This window comes from Bradyrhizobium sp. AT1, from assembly GCF_001590795.1.
Taxonomy (GTDB): domain Bacteria; phylum Pseudomonadota; class Alphaproteobacteria; order Rhizobiales; family Xanthobacteraceae; genus Bradyrhizobium.
The window spans coordinates 145,706-162,872 of the sequence record NZ_JXDL01000001.1 but is presented as its reverse complement, the minus strand read 5'-3'; the positions used below and the strand labels follow the sequence as shown (position 1 = coordinate 162,872).

Here is a 17,167-nt window from a genome sequence, read left to right as displayed (position 1 = left end):
TCCTCCTGCAGCGTTGTGTCTTTTCCGACCTGTCTTTCGTTTATCCGTATAAGTTATGGTCGCGTATTATTTCGTAGTTTGTCGCTTGCGCCGTGCAATTGGCTTGCCGTCACTTCCCGACGAAAGCCGGCTTTCGCTTCTCGACGAAAGCCTTGACCCCTTCACGCGCATCCGCCGTTCGGGAGATTGTCGCGAGCATCTCCGCCTCCTGCTCGAGCTGGCTCTCGAACGATCGATCGGATGTCTCGGCAAACAGGCGCTTGATCGCGCCAAACGCTTGCGTCGGACCGGAGGCAAGCTCTTTCGCTATTCGCTCAGCTTCGGACTGCACATCGCCTTCCGGAACAACGAAATCCACAAGACCGAGCGACAGCGCCGTCCTGGCATCGAGCGTCTCGCCAAGCAGGAAGAAACGCCTCGCGCGCGCAACGCCGATGCGGCGCGTGATCGTCGTGGTCGACCCGCTGTCAGGGCTGAACCCGATCTTGGAAAACGCAGCTGAAATCCGCGCCGATTCCGCCATCACCACCAGGTCAGCGGCCGCCATCAGAGACACGCTTCCACCGGCAACATTGCCGTGAACGCTCGCGACGACCGGCGCCCGCATGCGGACCATTCTTGCGATCGCGACGTGAATATCTGCCGTCCAGGACTTGATCGTTGTTGGCAGTGCGTCTCCCTGGCTGACCAGGGACATCAGGTCGCCGCCGACGCTGAACAACCGGCCGCGCCCGGAGAGCAACATCGACCTCACGTCGGAGCGCTCGCTTAATTCGGCAATACACAGGCCAAATTCGCGGCAGAATTCTCCATCAATTGGATTCCCACGATCGGGCTGGTTCAGGACGACATGAGCCAGACCATTCTCGATGGTGCAATCGAAGCTCCTTGTCGGTGTGGCCAATCCCATCGGCGTCTCTCCTCTCGCTTTCAGGCAGCCTGTCGGCGGCTCGAACCAGGGGCTTAGATCGAGCGTGCCTGCTTTTCTTTCTGCACCGAGGCCTGAATGGCTTCTCGCGCGCGCTGCCAGTCGGCCGGCGATAGTTTCGAGAGCCCAGCGAAGGTGCTGGGCGCCGCCAGATGGTGACCGCCGTCGATGGCGATCGTGTCGCCGGTGATGTAGCTACAACCATCCGACATCAGGAAGATCACAAGATTGCGCAATTCATCCATCTTGCCGAAACGGCGCAGCGGCACGTCGTCCGCCTGCGTCGCGCCAACACCGGTCTCGGCCAGCGGATTGAGCTTGTCCCAGGCACCTTCGGTCGGGAACGGTCCGGGCGCGATTGCATTGACGCGGATGTTCTTGGGACCCCACTCAACCGCGAGCGACATGGTCATGGCATGGACGGCCGCTTTCGCCATCGCCGCCGGCACGACATAGGCCGAGCCAGTCCACACCCAGGTCACGAGGTTGCTGATGATCACGCCGGGCAGGCCCCCGGCGATCCACCGCTTGCCACAGGCGAGCGAGGTGTAAAACGAGCCGTCCATGACCGTCGAACGGACGGCCTCATAGCCGCGCGGAGACAGCGTTTCGGTTGGCGCCAGGAAATTGGCGGCGGCATTATTGACGAGACCGGTGAGCGGACCCTCGGCCCAGATGCTGGCCAGCATCGCCTCGATGCTGTCCGGATCGCGCACATTGGCAAGTCGCGCCGCGGCCTGTCCTCCGAATCGTTCGCTGATTTCCCGCACCGCTTGGTCAAGGACCTCCCTGCGCCGCCCGCAGATGTAGACGTAGGCGCCGTGCGCGGCGAAACCGACCGCCATCTCCTTGCCAAGCCCGGTCCCCCCGCCTGTGATCAGGATGCGCTTTCCCTTGAGGACAGCAGCGTCGAACATGGGCAATCCCCTCCCTGGCGGATTTTTCTTGCGGTTCGCGGCATTATCAGCCTGCCGAACCATCGCCGCAATACAATTAATACACTAGTGTACTGCTTCTGTAAATCAGACCGCAATCCGTTGAGTGAGGCAATTTTCGCCGATACTTCGCGGCCTTTCCTTTAAAATACGCTGGTGTATGGTATTGGTTGAAATTCTGCCCCCGACTCGCCTCAAGGGAAATATCAATGGTTGAACAGCCCGATTGGGATCTCCGGCTTGGATATCTCATTCATGACGTGTCGCGGCTCAGGAGGATGATGTTCGATCGGGCGTTGGCGCCGCTCGGGATCACCCGCTCGCAATGGTGGGTGCTGGCCTTCATCTCGCGCAAGGACGGCCTGCCCCAAACCCAGCTTGCCAACGAACTCGACGTCGGCAAGGTGGCCGTCGGGGCTCTGATCGATCGCCTGGAGTCCTCCGGCTTCGTTGTACGCCAGGCCGATCCGGTGGACCGGCGGGTCAAGCGCGTCTACGTCACCAAGCAGGCCCGCGGCTTCCTCGAGAAGTTGCGGAAGGAAACCGACAAGTTCAACGCCAGGATCGTCAACGGGATCGACCGGAAGCAGTTGGAAGCGGCCTCAGAGGCGCTCCTCGCCATGAAGCACAACCTCATCGCCATGTCGGACGGCACCGAAACCCAGAGCGGACAGGACGAGCATGAGGACACGCAGTCCTCAAAGAGCCGGAAAAAGCGGCGGGCGGCGGCTTGAGGCCTGCCACCCGCCTGAGGTGCTCCGGGAGGAGTTCGTTGGGAGCCTCATGAAACGATGTCGCGTCCCCAGATATCGGCATTGGGGCGCGCTTTTTGCATCAGCTCCGCCACCTTGGGGCCGAGGACGTTCGGATCCTCCACGGGTTCGATTCCCGGACCGGCATGCCAGCCTTCAGCCACTTTGAGAATTCCATCGCCAGCTTCGAACACGCGGCCAGTCACATCGGAGGACTCCTCGCTCGCGAGCCAGACCACGATCGGTGCGACCCAGCGCGGATTGCGGCGCCTGATCTCGTCTTCGGTGCGCTCTCTCAGCCCCTCGGTCATCCTGGTTTGCGCCCGGGGCGCGATTGCGTTCACGGTGATGCCGTATTGCCGCAGCTCCATGGCGCTGATGATTGTGAACGCTGCAATGCCGGCCTTCGCGGCGCCGTAGTTGCTCTGGCCGACATTGCCGAACAGACCGGATGCAGATGAGGTGTTAATGAGGCGGGCGCTCACCGGCGCACCGCGCTTCTTGGTCTCCTGGCGCCAATATTGCGCGGCGTGGTGCGACGGCGCGAAAGTACCCTTCAGATGCACCTTGATGACCGCGTCCCACTCCGCCTCGGTCATGCTGACCATCATGCGGTCCCGCAGAATACCGGCATTGTTGATGAGAACATCGAGCCGGCCGAAGGTGTTGATCGCATCGTCGATGAGCGCCTTGGCACCGGCCCAGTCGCTGACGTCGTTGCCGTTGACGATGGCATCGCCACCGGCACGCTTGATTTCCTCGACGACCTGCTGGGCTGGGGAGAGGTCGGCCCCCTCACCCGCTGCCGTGCTGCCGAGATCGTTGACGACCACCTTGGCGCCCTGCTCTGCAAGCATCACCGCGTATTCGCGCCCGAGCCCCCGTCCGCCTCCCGTCACGATCGCAACCCGTCCGGCACAAAGCTGTCCCATTCACCGTCTCCCTTCCAAGCCCCTTGCGCGCCAATCCGCCACGGAGACCTTTCCTAGTTCTTCGTCTCGCCGCTCATGGTCTCGCCGAACAGATGCCAATTGGCTCCTTCAAAACGCATGAGCTGCCATTCCTTGATCGGCGCGAAATCGCCAGGCGAAGTATTCATCCGAATGCCTGGCAGCAGCATTCCCAGCTCGACCATCTTCATATTGACCGCATTCCGCATCACGTTCTCACGCGTGAGATCGTCGCCACATTGCTTCAACACATGAACGAGCGCCTGTGCCGTGTTGTAGCCGTTGACGATCAGCGTGTCGCTGCGATCGGCGCCAGGAAAATATGCGTCCAGGAACCCGTTGAGCTCCCTGAGGCCAGCATCGTCCTTCCATGTGGGATCATTCGGATCCTTGAAATAGGCCGCCGAGATCAGCCCCTGCGCATTCTCGAACCCGACAGGTTTGATCACACTGCCGATCGAGGCCGACACGTAGCTGAGGATATGCAGCGGCTTCCAGTCGAGCTCGGACACCTTCTTGATTGCCTGCGCCGCGAATTTGGGTGTTGCAATATCGAACAGAACGTCGGCGCCGCTCGCTTTCAGCTTGACGAGATGGGAGTCGATGGTCGGTTCCGAAACGTCGAATGCCTCTTCCGCGACGATGACTGACGCCGCCTTGTCGCCAAGTCCACGCTTGATGCCTCTGAGATAGTCTTTGCCGAAATCGTCGTTCTGAAAGAAGATTGCGACCTTCGCCGCCGGCCGCTCCCGCAGCACGTATTGTGCGTAGATGTAACCCTCGGTCTCATAGCTCGGGGTGAAACCCATCGTCCACGGGAAATTCTTGGGATCATTCCATTTGGCGGCTCCGCTCGACACGAAAAGCTGCGGCACCTTCTTGGCGTTCAGATACTTCTGGACGGCCGAGTTCGGCGCGGTGCCCATGGCGTTGAAGACCAGTAGAACTTCGTTACTCTCAACCAGGCGCCGCGTCTGTTCGACGGTCTTCGGTGGCGAATAGGCGTCATCATAGGACAGGAAGACGATGCGGCGCCCGTTGATCCCTCCTTCCGCGTTGATCTTGCGGAAATAGGCCTCCTCCGTCTTGGCTACCATGCTGAAGGCAGACGCCGGGCCGCTGTAGGGGGACGTGTTGCCTATCCTGATCTCGGTGTCGCTGACGCCCGGGCCATACTTCTTCTCTCCGGCCACAGCTTCGGTCGCGAGCGTGGCAGCGAGGGCGAGCGCCATGACTTGCACCATGGCGCGACAAGCCTGGCGGGACGCCGTCCATCCGAACCGTTCCCGGATCAAGGCCCAACGGCTTGATCCGCCAGCGCTTCCAAACCCAGCTTTGCTTCCTGTTCGCCTCATCCCCTGCACGCCCGCTTCCACTTAGTACACTTGTGTACTATACGCGAAGACAACATTGCAACCGCCTTGCGAGCATCGCGAGCGGTGCAGTCGGCACGCTTCGGCAGTCGATGCACAACATGCGGGGGAGGACATCTTGAATCTCGAAGCCGTCCGAAACTTCCGTTTCGAGCCCGTTTTCCACACCTACACCCATCGCGATACAATGCTGTACGCCTTGGGGCTCGGCTACGGTTCAAACCCGCTCGACCCGTCGCAGCTGGGCTTCGTCTACGAAGCAGGCCTGCAGGCAGTCCCGTCGATCTGCTGCGTGCTAGCCCATCCAGGATTTTGGGCAAGACGACCCGAGCTTGAGATCGACTGGCTCAAGCTGCTGCACGGCGAGCAAAGCTTCGAAATCCATCATCTGATCCCGCCGGAAGGCACTGTCAAAGCCAGCTACGAGATCGCGGCTGTGATGGACAAGGGCGCCGGCAAAGGCGCCGTTCTTCACCTCGTCAAGTCGCTGAACGATGCGGATACGGGGGAGAGACTGGCGACCGTCCGCAGTGTGCTCTTCCTGCGCGGCGATGGCGGCTACGGCAGTTTCGGCAATGCGCCACCAGAGCCGAGCCCTCTCTCCGAGCAGTCCCCCTCGCACGTCAAAGATATCCCGACCCTGCCGCAAAGTGCGCTGATCTATCGGTTGAGTGGCGACTACAATCCCATTCACGCGGATCCCGTGGCCGCCACGAAGGCCGGGTTCGAACGACCGATCCTGCATGGTCTGTGTACGCTCGGAATTGCAACGCGCGCGATCCTCGCCACCTTCGCGGATGAGGTGCCCGGCCGCCTCAACTCACTATCGGTTCGTTTCAGCCGGCCGGTCTTTCCGGGCGAAACCATCCGGACTGAGTTCTTCGCGGCAGGCGGCCAGGTCCGCTTCCGTTCGCGCGCCGTCGAACGGGATGTCATCGTGCTCGATCGCGGAACGGCCGTTCTTCGCGCTTGAGCTATTTCTTCTCGATCTTCGCGATCTCGACGATCTCCGCCCAGCGGCGCGTATCCGCCTCCTCGAACGCCTTTAGCTCATCCGGTCCAGCCGGAAACGGCTTGGCGCCGACGGATTGCAAATAGGCTTCAGTGTCCTGGTTCTTGACGAAGGACAGCACGACCTTGCTGAGCTGCGCCACGACATCGGACGGCGTACCTGTTCGCACGAACACGCCAACCCAAGCGGTCAGCTCGGCGCCGGACAACCCGGCCTGCGCAAGCGTCGGAACATCCGGCACGCTCGCAAGCCGCTCCGCGCTCGTCACCGCAAGGACGTGCAACCGGCCATCCTGAATCAGGCCCTGCGCGCTGGCAGGGTCGGCAAAGACACAATCGATTTCGCCGGCCAGCACGTCAGTCAAAGCCTGCGGCATTCCGCGATAAGGGACGTGCTGCATGTCGATCCCGGCCCTATGGCGGAACAACTCGGCGGCGCCCCTGCTGGACGTATTGCCACTTCCGAATGACAGCGGCTTTGGTCGCGATTTTGCGACCGCAATAAACTCCGCGATGTTCTTGGCCGGAAAGTCTGGTCTGACGCTCAGCAGCATCGGGATGGTCATGATCCCCGCCACAGGCATGAAATCTGCAGCCGGATCATAGGGCATCGCGTTGAACAGATTGACGTTGGCCGCCTGCGTCGAATTGGTTGTGACAAAAACGGTATATCCATCAGGGTCGGACTTGAGCACGGAGAGCGCGGCGAGATTGCCGTCGGCTCCCGGCTTGTTCTCCACCAGAACCGTGACACCCGCTTCGCTGCGAATGCTCTCCGCCAGGCGTCGCGTTACCGCGTCGGTCGCACTGCCCGCGGGAAATGGCACGACGAAATTGATCCTGCGTGACGGGTAGGACTCCGCCGGGACAGCGTGAACACCGCCTATACTGACGAATGTGGCGGCAAGCAACAATGTCATCGCAACGCGAAACCGCATCGATCCTCCCTCACGCCCCGCCGCAGCGGGTTGCGCGTTTCGGCACCCGTGCCGCCGGCGCGCAATCCCGATTTGTTCTTGATCGTACCCTACTTTACGATCTGGGCGAGCAAGACGGAAGTCCGGCCTTCGGGATACGGCGCTGCAATGTGCCGGCCTCAGAACGTCCCGGGATAGGCTCCCCCGTCGATCAGGATGTTCTGCCCCGTGATGTAGCCCGCCTTATCGCTGCACAAGAAGGCACAGGCCGCGCCGAACTCCTCGATCGTGCCAAATCGCCCGGCCGGATTTGCGCTGCGGACAGCATCCGTCGTTTCGTCAGCAGACTTTCCCGAGCGCTGTGCCAGGGCCGACAGATTTGACTTAAGCCTGTCAGTATCGAAGGTGCCGGGCAGAAGATTGTTGATTGTCACATTGTGCCTGACCGTCGAACGCGAAAGGCCAGCCACGAATCCGGTCAGGCCCGTCCTCGCGCCATTGGACAGCCCCAGCATGTCGACGGGCTGCTTCACTGCGTGCGACGTGATGTTGATGATGCGGCCGAACTTCCGGGCGATCATCCTGTCGACCGTCGCCTTGATAAGCTCGATCGGCGACAGCATGTTGGCATCGAGCGCCTTGATCCAGTCGTCACGCACCCAATTGCGGAAGTCGCCGGGCGGCGGCCCGCCCGCGTTGTTGACCAGGATGTCGGGATCCGGACAGGCGGCGAGAACTGCGGCACGCCCCTCGGCCGTGGTCACGTCACCCATCACCGTGCAAGGACGACTGCCGGTGAGCCTTTCGATGTCCGCCGCCGCACTTTCAAGCGGGGCCGGTTGCCGAGCAACGATGAAGACAATGGCGCCCTCGCCCGCAAGCGCCGCGGCACAGCCCTTGCCCAAACCCTTGCTTGCGCCGCAGACAATCGCTCTTCTGCCCCGAATTCCGAAATCCATTTCAACCCTCGCAAACCGGATCAACCATCGAATCTGCACACCGCAGAGGATGGCGGTAGCCGAACCGCGTCGATCCGCTCGAAATCGTCAGCGTTCATCGGCAGCCACGTGGAATACGTCAACGGATCGCATCGACCCGAACTGACTTCACGAAATTGCCAGGAGGCAGCTGCAACGACCTCCTCGCCCGCCAGGAGTTCGATCCGCAGCCCCTCGCCACTCGGCAGTCCCGCACCACTCTGATGTCCGTCGCCCGAGCAATAGAGATCGAGCCGGAAACGACCGTCGGGCCGATGCTGAACCGACATCTCGATGTCGATAAACCCGAACGCGGGATCATCGGGACGGTTCGCGTCGTAAAAATAGACGTGCGGCAGTTTCGCGTAGACGGCCGGACCTGCTGTCGGATCCTCCGGCACCTGGGCATCGGGACGCCCCGGGGTGCGCGGCGGCACAGGTCCGAGTGAGACGAACTGAAGCAGCGAACGGCACCGCACCAGCACTGGAGCCACGGTCATCGAGCCACCTCCCGCATTGCGGCCGGTTCGAATGTCATGCCAAGCAGGGCCTCCGCGTTGTCGCGCAGGCACGGAGATCCAGCACCGAGCGCCCGCACGGCAAAGGCGGCCGGCTGCTGCTGCTTGATCGCAAACGGATAGTCCGAGCCGACCACGATATGGTGGTCGCCGAGCGCCTGTGTCATGAAACGCAGCGTGTCCTCCGAATAGACGATCGTGTCGTACCAGAAGCGCCGCGCGATGCTCGAGGGATCGTCCTGCATGGCCGCTCGCATCGCCGGCGAAATCTGACGGCCTTGATCGAGGCGCGGCAGGATCCAGGGCAGCGCACCACCACCGTGGCTGAGCAGAAACTTGAGACGTGGATACCGATCAGGCACGCCATGAGCGAGCAAGGAGACGGCAGCCAAGGCTGTCTCTAGCGGAAACACGGCAATCGCGGCGTATTCGCTGGCCGCACCAACCCGTTCGACGCCCGCCGGATGCAGAGGATGCACGAACACCACAAGGTCGAGCGCCTCCGCCGCCTCATAAATCGGCCAGAGTGACGGCGCGCCAAGTGGCGTTCCATTGATATGCGAGCCGATCTCGACTCCGCGGAAGCCGAGCGCCTTGATATGCTCCATCTGCCTGACCGCACGCGACGTATCCTGCATGCAGATCATGCCAATGCCTGCGAACCGCCCGGGTGCTTCCTCCATCATGCGCGCGATGTCCGCGTTCATGATTTCCGCCAGAGCCTCCGCGGCCTCGGGCTCCAACCAGTGCGACAGCAGTTCCGGCATGGGAGAGAGGACGTGAACATCGACGCCATCCCCGCGCATGTCAGCGAGACGGCGAGGCACATCCCAGCAGCGCGAATCGATCCGGCGAAACACCTTGCCGCCGATCATAACGCTGGCGTCTTCGCCTTCGCGCGCGATGCTCGGCCAGAGCGATCCACCCCTTCTATCGGCGGGTATGTGCGAGGGAACGACATGCGTATGCACGTCGATGACGAGCGACATGGGCGACTCTTTCCGACCTACATCGGGACGAAATTGCTCTTGGAGCCCCACATGCAGAGGCTCGTCGGCTCGAACCCGAACTGGCGTGGGCGATGCGCCGCTTCATCCTGGATCTCGTCGACCCCGACCGAATATTCGAACACCATGCCGTTCGGTCCCCGGAAATACAGGAAACGGGCGCCCGAGGTCGGATGACGACCCGGGCCGAACACGATCGGCACGTGTTGCTCCGTCAAATGATAGAAGGACCGCATCACGTCATCATTGCTCTCGACCTGGTGATTGACGTGCTGGATGCCGGGCCCCTTGGCGGGCGCCAGCGCCAGCGTATGGTGGATCGCATTGACCCGCATCAGCGCAATGTCGCCGATGCGGTCGCTGACCCGCGCATTGCAGACGGTGGTCCAGAACTTTTCATCGCGCACCGGATCGATGGAATTCAGGCCGACATGGTTGAACCCGGTGATGCCTGCATCACGCATGCCGTAGTAGCGTTTGCCGCTCATTTCGGGCCGGGCCACGAGTTCGACACTGTTGCCGGTCGGATCCTTGAAACCGATGAAGGCGCGAACCTTTCGTGCGGCACATTCGCTCGCCGTGCCCCGGTGGACCGGGTGACCAATCGACTCCAGCACACCCGCCGCGGCATCGAGCGCCGCAGCATCACGAACCTCGAAGGCCACCGTCTGTTCCCGCGGATCGCCCTCGTAGTAACAGAGCGTGTGAGCGCGCTGGTCGGAGCGCAGATAGACCGACTTGCCACCGCGCTCACCGACCTGCAGGCCCAGCACGCGGGTTGCAAAATCCTCCGCTAGCCCAAGATCCGGCGTGCCCAGCCGGACGTAGGAAATGTCGATTAGTTCAATCATGTGGCGCCTCCCGCTCTCTTCATAAGACTAAGCCGCGGCCAATTCCCGCACGTCACGACAGGGGCTCCCCCAGGCGCAGAGCGCGTATCGATCGAGCGCGAACTGCCGCGGTCGCCGGTCGCCCCGCTCCTCGTTTCCGTTGAATTCGAACGCGAAGACTGCCCCATCCGGCGCCTGGAAACGCACGAACATCCGATTAGATACCGTCTCCAGGCCCGGGCCATGGACGATGCGAACCTGCCGTTCTTCAAGAAGATAGGCATTACGCATCAGGTCGTCGTGGGACTTCACCGCAAAGCTCGCATACAGCAATCCGCCCCGGTCGGATGGATAGAGCGCGATGCGGTGATGTGCGGCATCGAACCGAAGATAGGTGATGTCGCCGACGCGGTCGGCCACCTCGGCGCCGATTGTCTCGCACCAGAATCGAACGTCGGCGTCGATGTCGCGACTCCGCAGGCCGACCGTCGAAAATCCCGCAAGGCCCGAATCTCGCAGCGGATGGAACCGCCGGGCCGACAGCTCGACGCAAGCAACCAGCTCGATCGAATGCCCCGTCGGATCGGAAATTGAAAAGCACCGTCGGACGGCCCGGCGTCGGCATGCCTCCCCGTCCAGCTCAGCGACGGAGATATGCCGTGACGACAGCGTTTCGGCCAGCCGCACCAGCGCCTCGTCGTCTGCCAGCGCAATGCCAATGGCCGGCGGCGCGGCCTCGTCCGTAAACATGATCGACCTGCGCCGCTCGTCGGAGCGAAAGGAAAACTCCCTCTCATCGGAGCGTTCGAGCCCGAGAACGTCGATCGCAAACCGGGCGGCCATCGCGAGGGACGGCACCGGAATGCGCGAATAGGCCAGCGGCTGATCCGAGAATGGCGTCACTGCATCAGATCTCGACATGAATGAAACCGTCCTGGACACGAACGGGATAGGTCTTGAGCGGCACCTCGCACGGCATCGCAACCGGGGCGCCCGTCGTGACGTTAAAGGATCCGAAGTGAAAGCTGCATTCGATGATGCAGCCGCTCAGCGTCCCTTCCTCGGTCAGCGAGACCTCGCCGTGCGTGCACTTGTCGTCAGTCGCATAGAACTGTTCGCCCACCCGGTAGACAGCGATCGGATTCCCCTCGGGAAGATGCGCCTGGCGCATCTCGCCGTTCTGAAGCTCATCGACGGCGAACAGAGCAACGGTCCTGGTCCTGGTCTCAGTCATGCCTGCCATCACAACATCGTACTGCCGCCATTGACGCTGATCACCTGCCCCGTCACGAATGAGGCCTCCGCCGACGACAAGTAGCTCACCATCGAGGCTACTTCGGTCATTTCGCCCGGTCTCCCCATCGGGATGACGCTGACAAATTTGGCGGCGAGCTCAGGGGCCTTCTGCGTGATCTCAACCATCTGCGGCGTGTTCACCGCGCAAGGCGCCACCGTGTTGACCGTGATCCCGTCCCGCGCATATTCGCGCGCAAGACCGGTGGTCAGGCCATGAACACCGCCCTTCGCAGCGTTGTAGGCCGCATGATCCCACAAGCCGTTCCGGACCGAGTCTGCGCCGATGTTGATGATGCGGCCATATTTTTGCGCGCACATGTGCGGTAGCGCGTGCCAGCAGGCCCAGAGGACCGTCCACAGGTTGCGGTCGATGGTCGTCTTCAGGGTTTGGGGCGTCTGCTCGGAAAACGGCTTGATAATGCCCCCACCAGCATTGTTCACCAGCACGTGCACGGCGCCGAACGCCTTGATTGCGGTGTCGATCAGCCGCTTCGAGACCTCCTGATCCGAGAGGTCACCGACGACGCTCACCGGCCTTCTTCCGCTGGCGCCGCCGACCTTGTCGCACGCCTGCGCCAGGACATCGCCATCCAGGTCAGACAGTACGAGCTCGGCGCCATCCGCGGCCAACCGCTCCGCGATCGCAAGACCGATGCCTCGCGCTGCGCCGGTCACGATGGTCACCTTCCCACTCAAGTGCTTCGACATCACCACTCCCGGCGGACCAATCAGAGAATGAAACTGACACGGCCCTGCTGCCGCAGTCCGTCGGAGGCCAGAATTGACCGCTTTTCCCGGATCGCGAGGCGGCCGTCGCGCACCACGAGACGGTAGAGGCCCGTCCCGAAGTAGACGTCCGTAACTGCATTCTTGGTCCGGTGCGCAATGAAGGAGGTGCTGATCTTCAGGTCGTCCCCATCGCGCTCGAGAATGCGGATATTGCCGACGATGTGACGCACCTTGGAGTGCGGAAACTCAACATGGGCCGTGCGTTTCATGAGGCGCTTCACCCTCTCCCCGAGCCGGAAACGATCGTCCGCAATGTAGAACAGGTTATCGTTCGGCCTGGCTCCTGGATCGACGTCGGTCGAGGGCACGAAGTAGTGCGCGTCGTCCGTGAACAGTTCAAGCCATTCCGGCAGTTTCCAGGCATCGATCAGGTCGGCTTCCGCGAAGAGAAAGTCCTCGACGTCAGCGCGGGTGATGGTTTGGAGGGTTGCTGTTGCGGTCATGCTCATGCCCCGTAGATCCGGCGGTTCCATTCCGTCCAATAGCCGCGCATTTGCGCTTCATCGTCAAAGGACGGCGTTTCCTTGGTCAATCCCTTTGAGATGTCGTTCCAGCCAACTTCCGCGAGATTCGAATATCCGTCCTGGCATTGCTCCAGCGCCTCGATGTCATCGGGCGTCGCGAAACCGCCCGGTCCAAGAAACTCGAGGAAGTTGAACAAGCGCGCGCTTCGGTCGCCGGGGTCCTCCTGCACAGGCGCGAGCGCCCACGCATTGACCGTCATGAAGTCCGGCTCGGACGGGTAGAACGTCCGGACCGTCAGGGCCATGATATCGTTGATGACCAGGTTCGGGAAAACGTGCAGATTGCGGTTGTAGAGCGCAATTCGGTCGGCGCGCTCCTTGCCGTGTCTCGACATCAGATTGTCGTAGATCGCTTCAACCCGCTTCTTGCCGTCGTCACCCCAGGCCGGGATCCATTGTGCGACCGGCCGGCCCCAGGGGGCCCGATATTCGACGACACCATGCCCCTTTCCGAGATCGCGGCCCGATCCCGTCAGCTGGATCGGCACAAGGCCGCCCGTCGTACCCTTGAGATACTCCAAATAGGTCGCGTGATTTGTCGCCGCGTGGTAGCCGTCGTAACTGTTTTCCGCGAGCAGCTTCCAGTTCGCGCGGATCGAGTATTCCTGCGTTCCGCCGACAACCGTCATCCCCGCCTCGGACTGGTCGGCGACGATGTCCATATATTCCCTCGCATTGCCGAGATATTCGGGAAGCGACTCCACATTCGGGTTGAACGAGACGAAACAGAAGCCGCGATACGAGTCGAATTTCGGCGCGGGCTGCAGGCTGGATGTCGACCGCTCGGCAAAGCCCGGCGGATAGGATTCCTTGCCCGGCATGTCTCGCAGCGCACCGTCGAGCCCGAATACCCAACCGTGATAGAAGCACTGGAACGACTTGGCATTGCCGCTTCGTTCCCGGCAGACACGGGCGCCGCGATGCGGGCACGTGTTCATCAGCGCGTGGAACTTGCTCTTGTTGTCACGCGTGAATAGCAGCGTGCGTCCGCCGACCGACCGCGTCAGGAAATCGCCGGGCTTGGCGAGCTCACTCTCATGGCCGAGATAGAGCCAGACCTTGTCAAAGATATTGGCCCGCTCCAGCGCCAGGATCTCCTTCGACACGAAAGCCGTCCGCGACACACGGAAGCGCTGCCCCTCGCGGTCGTCATCCACCAGCCTGTCATTGTCGACGACTTTCTTCAGCGGTGCCGCCATCGCTTCCTCCCCTTGTGCCCTTTCAGACCAGCGCCTTGCGCAAATCGAACGAGGGATTCTCGAGATCTGCACGGTTTACAGGACGCGTCGCGAGTTTCCTCAGGACGGCCATGTCTTTTCGATTGTTGACTGTGACGGCGCCGCACAGCGTACCGTCTTGCAGGCCGAGCGCCGCGAAACGGCCGCTCCTGACGTCGCCGCGCAGCACCAAATCCGTGCCTGAAAGCTCGCCAGCGACCTGGATGTTGATGTCGTATTGATCGGTCCAGAACCACGGCGCCTCGCCGTAACCTGCTCCCTGCCCGACCATCCCGCGCGCGACGGCAATCGACTGGTTCTGGGCGTTGGCCCATGTCTCCACCCGCGCCCACCGCTGCTGATGTTCGCTCCATTGCGCGGCGACATCGCCGATCGCATAAACGCCCGGTGCATCCGAGCGGCCCCACGCATCGACGCGGATGCCACCGTCACAGTCAAGGCCGAGCTGCCGGCCAAGCACAACGCGTGGCTCGGCACCGATGCCAACCACAATGCAGTCGGCCGGAATTCGCGATCCATCCGAGAGAATGAGGTGGCCATCTGCAGTTGCCCGACCAGATACGCCAAAGCGAAATTGGACACCGGCGTCCTCATGCCTTTTCTGCAAATAGTCCGCGACAACGCGCGGCAGCGCCCGCGAAAGCAGACCTTCGGCGGCTTCCACGACCGTCACAGCGCAGCCGGACTTGATCGCCGCGGAAGCGACTTCGAGGCCAATGACCCCTCCGCCGATCAGCACGATCCGCGCCCCCGGCCGGAACAACTCTCGCAGAGACAGAGCGTCCTCGATGGTCCGAAGCGTTCGCACCGGAATATCGGCTCCATCAAGCTGTGGTAGCTCGCGCGCCGCTACGCCGGTCGCCAGAACGAGGCGGTTAAAGGCAATGCGACGACCGTCCGCGAGCTCCACGGCTCGACGATCCAGATTGCACGACGCAACATGCGTGCCGAGATCGAGATCGACATCGATGCCTTGCCAGCCGGTGCGTTCCTTGATCGAGGCCGGAAGCGATGCGCGGTCGAGCAGGACTTCCTTCGAGAGCTGCGGACGCTCGTATGGAAGATGTGCCTCTTCGCCGACAAGAGCGATCCTTCCCTTGTGACCGGCCGCCCGTAGGGCCTCGGCCGCGCGCGCACCAGCCTGACCGGCGCCGACGATTACGATCGCGTCGTCGTCTGCATGAAGATCGGCTGCGGAGGAATCCGTCCTCATCGACTTGCGCACCTCTGTCTGACCGTTGCCCGCCGGGCGCAATCTCCGTTGCGTCCTCAATCCAAACTTTCCGGACAGTTGTCCTGTTTGTCAAGCTGCGCAGGAAGGCTTTCGTCGCTGCATTGCAGTATTTACAGGATGATTATCCTGTTTCTTGTTGAGATTGCCCGTTGGGTCGGTATTGTTGAACCGGAGCAATCAGAGGCGAACAGATGGCGACCAGAAATTCAAAGCCGAGGCTCGAAGCCGATCCCTCCGTGTCATCGCGGCGCGCTTCGAGGACGAACGCCCGCGCGCCACTGCTGAAGCCACGCCGAACCCAGGCGGAACGCAGTGAAACGACGCGCAGGAAGCTGATCGAGGCCGCTATCGTGCTCCTGCGGGAGCGCGGGTATGGCGGGCTGCGCACCAACGAGGTCTCAGATCGCGCCGGCGTATCTCGAGGCGCGCAGCTTCACCATTTCCCGACCAAATATGAGCTCATTCTGGCGACACTGCAGTATCTCAATGAGCAAATGCTCGTGGGAAGCCGCCGCCGTGCGGTCGCCGCACGGCACTCGGCTAATCCGGTCGCCGATGCGATCGAGGACGCGAAAGCCTTCTTCTTCAGCGATTACTTCTTCGTATCGCTCGCCATTACCATGGGCGACGCCCGGGACGAGGATCTGATGCGGCATACCGTGCCGATGTCGCGCGATGCTCGTTTCAGTGCTGAAAAGGCTTGGCTCGAGACCCTCGTCAAGCGTGGCATTCCACGCCGCTTGGCCTCGGATATACTTCAGTTGACGCTGAGCATCGTGCGTGGCCTTGCGGTACGCACGCTCATCGACAACAACCCAAAGAAATTCGAAGAACTCCTGCATCGCTGGCGCAACATGGTGTCCTTGTTCGTCGAGCATGAGCTGGGGCAGCGAGCAGCGAGGCAGGAATCAAAGGTGATATGACGCTGGCACCGGAACGGCCAACGCCTGCCATCATCACCTCGCGAGGCGAGTCCCGACCATCATAACTATCGGCGACGCCGATGCCCGCACCTTCTCAGAATTGCGGAGCAGGTCCTCCACTTCAGTTGCAATGATGGATCTGTGACATCGCCGACCGCATTCAAGCGATGGGAACAGCCGGAAGATGTTGCCGGTTCAGCCGCGCTCCTCTGCATGCCTCATCGCAATGGACCGTCGCTCTCGTACTTCACAGAGCTGTCCACCCTGGACCTCGCAAGATTTTTCATGATCCCCCGATGCGCACGTCTCGCGCAAGAAACCAACTAACAGGCTGAAGCCAGCCTCTCGGTCCAATCCATTATGGGGAAATTTGAACCCCGCTTCTCCCAAGCGGGGATTTCCGAGCCGGCCCAGCCCTTCTGCACGGCTCAACCGCTGCAGTACGCTGTCAGCAAAAACGCCATGGAATGCCAACGTTCATCGAGGTTAAACCGTGGCCCGCAAGTCTCCAGCGGCAGTTCGAAGAAAATGAGACCTCCTACCCAAGACTACGCCAAGACGCGCAACACCACCCGATCCCCCTACTCCCACTCAATCATTTAGGAAGACGTTTCCGCATTGATTTCCAAGCATAGATCCTTAAAGCCCACGGTCTAACGCCGACGATATATCCACCTGAATTTTTCGGTCTTGGGTTCACAGAAAAATTTGCGAGACTCTGAGGACCGACACCTTCGGCAAGTATCGAAAACAATCGACACACTAGACGTACGCCCAAGGTCGGTACGGCCTCCTCCGGGGCTTTCGCCGGCTCCCAGCCGATACCGTCAGCGGTCACTCGAATAGCCATTCGAATAGCCATTGAGGGGTCCAGTTTGCATCAGGAGCTGCCAGCGACCGAGTTGAAGCTGACGAACCCCGCAGCATCAACCCGGGGGATAACCAAGGTGGTCTGGAAACGAGCC

General features: G+C 61.6%; 18 protein-coding genes. 3 read left to right on the top strand and 15 right to left on the bottom strand.

The annotated features are described in order from the left end of the window. Positions 1 to 109: 109 nt before the first annotated feature. Both SE92_RS00745 and SE92_RS00740 read right to left on the bottom strand, forming a co-directional pair. Positions 110 to 910, bottom strand: coding sequence for an enoyl-CoA hydratase/isomerase family protein (locus SE92_RS00745; RefSeq protein ID WP_063921200.1), 801 nt, complete (start codon positions 908 to 910; stop codon positions 110 to 112). Positions 911 to 963: 53 nt separating this feature from the next. Then, positions 964 to 1,845, bottom strand: coding sequence for an SDR family oxidoreductase (locus SE92_RS00740; protein WP_063194022.1), 882 nt, complete (start codon positions 1,843 to 1,845; stop codon positions 964 to 966). Between the two features lie 227 nt (positions 1,846 to 2,072). On the opposite strand from SE92_RS00740, the gene SE92_RS00735 reads away from it, so the two are divergent. Then, the gene (locus SE92_RS00735) at positions 2,073 to 2,597 is read left to right on the top strand and encodes a MarR family winged helix-turn-helix transcriptional regulator (RefSeq protein ID WP_063194021.1); all 525 of its coding nucleotides are present in this window, start codon (positions 2,073 to 2,075) and stop codon (positions 2,595 to 2,597) included. A gap of 47 nt (positions 2,598 to 2,644) precedes the next feature. On the opposite strand, the gene SE92_RS00730 is transcribed toward SE92_RS00735, so the two are convergent. Both SE92_RS00730 and SE92_RS00725 read right to left on the bottom strand, forming a co-directional pair. Further along, positions 2,645 to 3,547, bottom strand: a complete 903-nt coding sequence (locus SE92_RS00730; RefSeq protein ID WP_063194020.1) for an SDR family oxidoreductase — start codon at positions 3,545 to 3,547, stop codon at positions 2,645 to 2,647. Between the two features lie 53 nt (positions 3,548 to 3,600). Next, complete coding sequence (locus SE92_RS00725; protein ID WP_063194019.1) at positions 3,601 to 4,809, bottom strand: ABC transporter substrate-binding protein; 1,209 nt, start codon at positions 4,807 to 4,809, stop codon at positions 3,601 to 3,603. A gap of 247 nt (positions 4,810 to 5,056) precedes the next feature. Here SE92_RS00725 and SE92_RS00720 point away from each other — a divergent pair, with 247 nt between their 5' ends. Next, entirely contained in the window at positions 5,057 to 5,911 is an 855-nt protein-coding gene (locus SE92_RS00720) for a MaoC/PaaZ C-terminal domain-containing protein (protein WP_063194018.1), read from the top strand. A 1-nt stretch (position 5,912) separates the two neighbouring features. Here SE92_RS00720 and SE92_RS00715 read toward each other — a convergent pair whose 3' ends face one another. The 11 genes from SE92_RS00715 to SE92_RS00665 all read right to left on the bottom strand — a co-directional run bounded on the left by SE92_RS00715 (position 5,913) and on the right by SE92_RS00665 (position 15,258). Next, on the bottom strand, positions 5,913 to 6,887 hold the full coding sequence (locus SE92_RS00715; RefSeq protein WP_063921199.1) for a Bug family tripartite tricarboxylate transporter substrate binding protein: 975 nt from the start codon (positions 6,885 to 6,887) through the stop codon (positions 5,913 to 5,915). A 158-nt stretch (positions 6,888 to 7,045) separates the two neighbouring features. Next, on the bottom strand, positions 7,046 to 7,825 hold the full coding sequence (locus SE92_RS00710) for an SDR family oxidoreductase (RefSeq protein ID WP_063194016.1): 780 nt from the start codon (positions 7,823 to 7,825) through the stop codon (positions 7,046 to 7,048). A gap of 20 nt (positions 7,826 to 7,845) precedes the next feature. Further along, entirely contained in the window at positions 7,846 to 8,343 is a 498-nt protein-coding gene (locus tag SE92_RS00705; RefSeq protein WP_063194015.1) for a hypothetical protein, read from the bottom strand. Continuing rightward, positions 8,340 to 9,350 carry an amidohydrolase family protein gene (locus SE92_RS00700; protein WP_063194014.1) on the bottom strand — a complete coding sequence of 337 codons (1,011 nt, stop codon included), beginning with the start codon at positions 9,348 to 9,350 and terminating at the stop codon, positions 8,340 to 8,342. The genes SE92_RS00705 and SE92_RS00700 overlap by 4 nt, the downstream gene beginning before the upstream one ends. A gap of 17 nt (positions 9,351 to 9,367) precedes the next feature. Further along, positions 9,368 to 10,219: a VOC family protein gene (locus SE92_RS00695; protein WP_063194013.1), complete on the bottom strand. Its 852-nt coding sequence runs from the start codon at positions 10,217 to 10,219 to the stop codon at positions 9,368 to 9,370. 27 nt (positions 10,220 to 10,246) lie between these two features. Continuing rightward, on the bottom strand, positions 10,247 to 11,119 hold the full coding sequence (locus SE92_RS00690; RefSeq protein WP_063921198.1) for a VOC family protein: 873 nt from the start codon (positions 11,117 to 11,119) through the stop codon (positions 10,247 to 10,249). Next, on the bottom strand, positions 11,106 to 11,432 hold the full coding sequence (locus tag SE92_RS00685; protein WP_063203272.1) for a non-heme iron oxygenase ferredoxin subunit: 327 nt from the start codon (positions 11,430 to 11,432) through the stop codon (positions 11,106 to 11,108). Before SE92_RS00685 ends, SE92_RS00690 begins: the two co-directional genes overlap by 14 nt. An 8-nt stretch (positions 11,433 to 11,440) precedes the next feature. Then, positions 11,441 to 12,178: an SDR family NAD(P)-dependent oxidoreductase gene (locus SE92_RS00680; protein WP_198172510.1), complete on the bottom strand. Its 738-nt coding sequence runs from the start codon at positions 12,176 to 12,178 to the stop codon at positions 11,441 to 11,443. Positions 12,179 to 12,222: 44 nt separating this feature from the next. After that, a complete protein-coding gene (locus tag SE92_RS00675; protein WP_198172508.1) occupies positions 12,223 to 12,732 on the bottom strand; it encodes an aromatic-ring-hydroxylating dioxygenase subunit beta in 510 nt (169 codons plus the stop codon). Further along, positions 12,729 to 14,006, bottom strand: a complete 1,278-nt coding sequence (locus tag SE92_RS00670; RefSeq protein ID WP_063194011.1) for an aromatic ring-hydroxylating oxygenase subunit alpha — start codon at positions 14,004 to 14,006, stop codon at positions 12,729 to 12,731. The genes SE92_RS00675 and SE92_RS00670 overlap by 4 nt, the downstream gene beginning before the upstream one ends. Positions 14,007 to 14,028: 22 nt before the next feature. After that, complete coding sequence (locus tag SE92_RS00665) at positions 14,029 to 15,258, bottom strand: NAD(P)/FAD-dependent oxidoreductase (protein ID WP_063203270.1); 1,230 nt, start codon at positions 15,256 to 15,258, stop codon at positions 14,029 to 14,031. Positions 15,259 to 15,470: 212 nt separating this feature from the next. On the opposite strand from SE92_RS00665, the gene SE92_RS00660 reads away from it, so the two are divergent. Further along, a complete protein-coding gene (locus SE92_RS00660; RefSeq protein WP_063194010.1) occupies positions 15,471 to 16,202 on the top strand; it encodes a TetR/AcrR family transcriptional regulator in 732 nt (243 codons plus the stop codon). Positions 16,203 to 17,167 lie beyond the last annotated feature (965 nt).

What these genes read in the sequence shown, in the direction of transcription:
- SE92_RS00745 (WP_063921200.1), bottom strand. Translation starts at nt 910, where the DNA reads ATGGGATTGGCCACACCGACAAGGAGCTTCGATTGCACCATCGAGAAT.
- SE92_RS00740 (WP_063194022.1), bottom strand. Translation starts at nt 1,845, where the DNA reads ATGTTCGACGCTGCTGTCCTCAAGGGAAAGCGCATCCTGATCACAGGC.
- SE92_RS00735 (WP_063194021.1), top strand. Translation starts at nt 2,073, where the DNA reads ATGGTTGAACAGCCCGATTGGGATCTCCGGCTTGGATATCTCATTCAT.
- SE92_RS00730 (WP_063194020.1), bottom strand. Translation starts at nt 3,547, where the DNA reads ATGGGACAGCTTTGTGCCGGACGGGTTGCGATCGTGACGGGAGGCGGA.
- SE92_RS00725 (WP_063194019.1), bottom strand. Translation starts at nt 4,809, where the DNA reads ATGGTGCAAGTCATGGCGCTCGCCCTCGCTGCCACGCTCGCGACCGAA.
- SE92_RS00715 (WP_063921199.1), bottom strand. Translation starts at nt 6,887, where the DNA reads ATGCGGTTTCGCGTTGCGATGACATTGTTGCTTGCCGCCACATTCGTC.
- SE92_RS00710 (WP_063194016.1), bottom strand. Translation starts at nt 7,825, where the DNA reads ATGGATTTCGGAATTCGGGGCAGAAGAGCGATTGTCTGCGGCGCAAGC.
- SE92_RS00705 (WP_063194015.1), bottom strand. Translation starts at nt 8,343, where the DNA reads ATGACCGTGGCTCCAGTGCTGGTGCGGTGCCGTTCGCTGCTTCAGTTC.
- SE92_RS00700 (WP_063194014.1), bottom strand. Translation starts at nt 9,350, where the DNA reads ATGTCGCTCGTCATCGACGTGCATACGCATGTCGTTCCCTCGCACATA.
- SE92_RS00695 (WP_063194013.1), bottom strand. Translation starts at nt 10,219, where the DNA reads ATGATTGAACTAATCGACATTTCCTACGTCCGGCTGGGCACGCCGGAT.
- SE92_RS00690 (WP_063921198.1), bottom strand. Translation starts at nt 11,119, where the DNA reads ATGTCGAGATCTGATGCAGTGACGCCATTCTCGGATCAGCCGCTGGCC.
- SE92_RS00685 (WP_063203272.1), bottom strand. Translation starts at nt 11,432, where the DNA reads ATGACTGAGACCAGGACCAGGACCGTTGCTCTGTTCGCCGTCGATGAG.
- SE92_RS00675 (WP_198172508.1), bottom strand. Translation starts at nt 12,732, where the DNA reads ATGAGCATGACCGCAACAGCAACCCTCCAAACCATCACCCGCGCTGAC.
- SE92_RS00670 (WP_063194011.1), bottom strand. Translation starts at nt 14,006, where the DNA reads ATGGCGGCACCGCTGAAGAAAGTCGTCGACAATGACAGGCTGGTGGAT.
- SE92_RS00665 (WP_063203270.1), bottom strand. Translation starts at nt 15,258, where the DNA reads ATGAGGACGGATTCCTCCGCAGCCGATCTTCATGCAGACGACGACGCG.
- SE92_RS00660 (WP_063194010.1), top strand. Translation starts at nt 15,471, where the DNA reads ATGGCGACCAGAAATTCAAAGCCGAGGCTCGAAGCCGATCCCTCCGTG.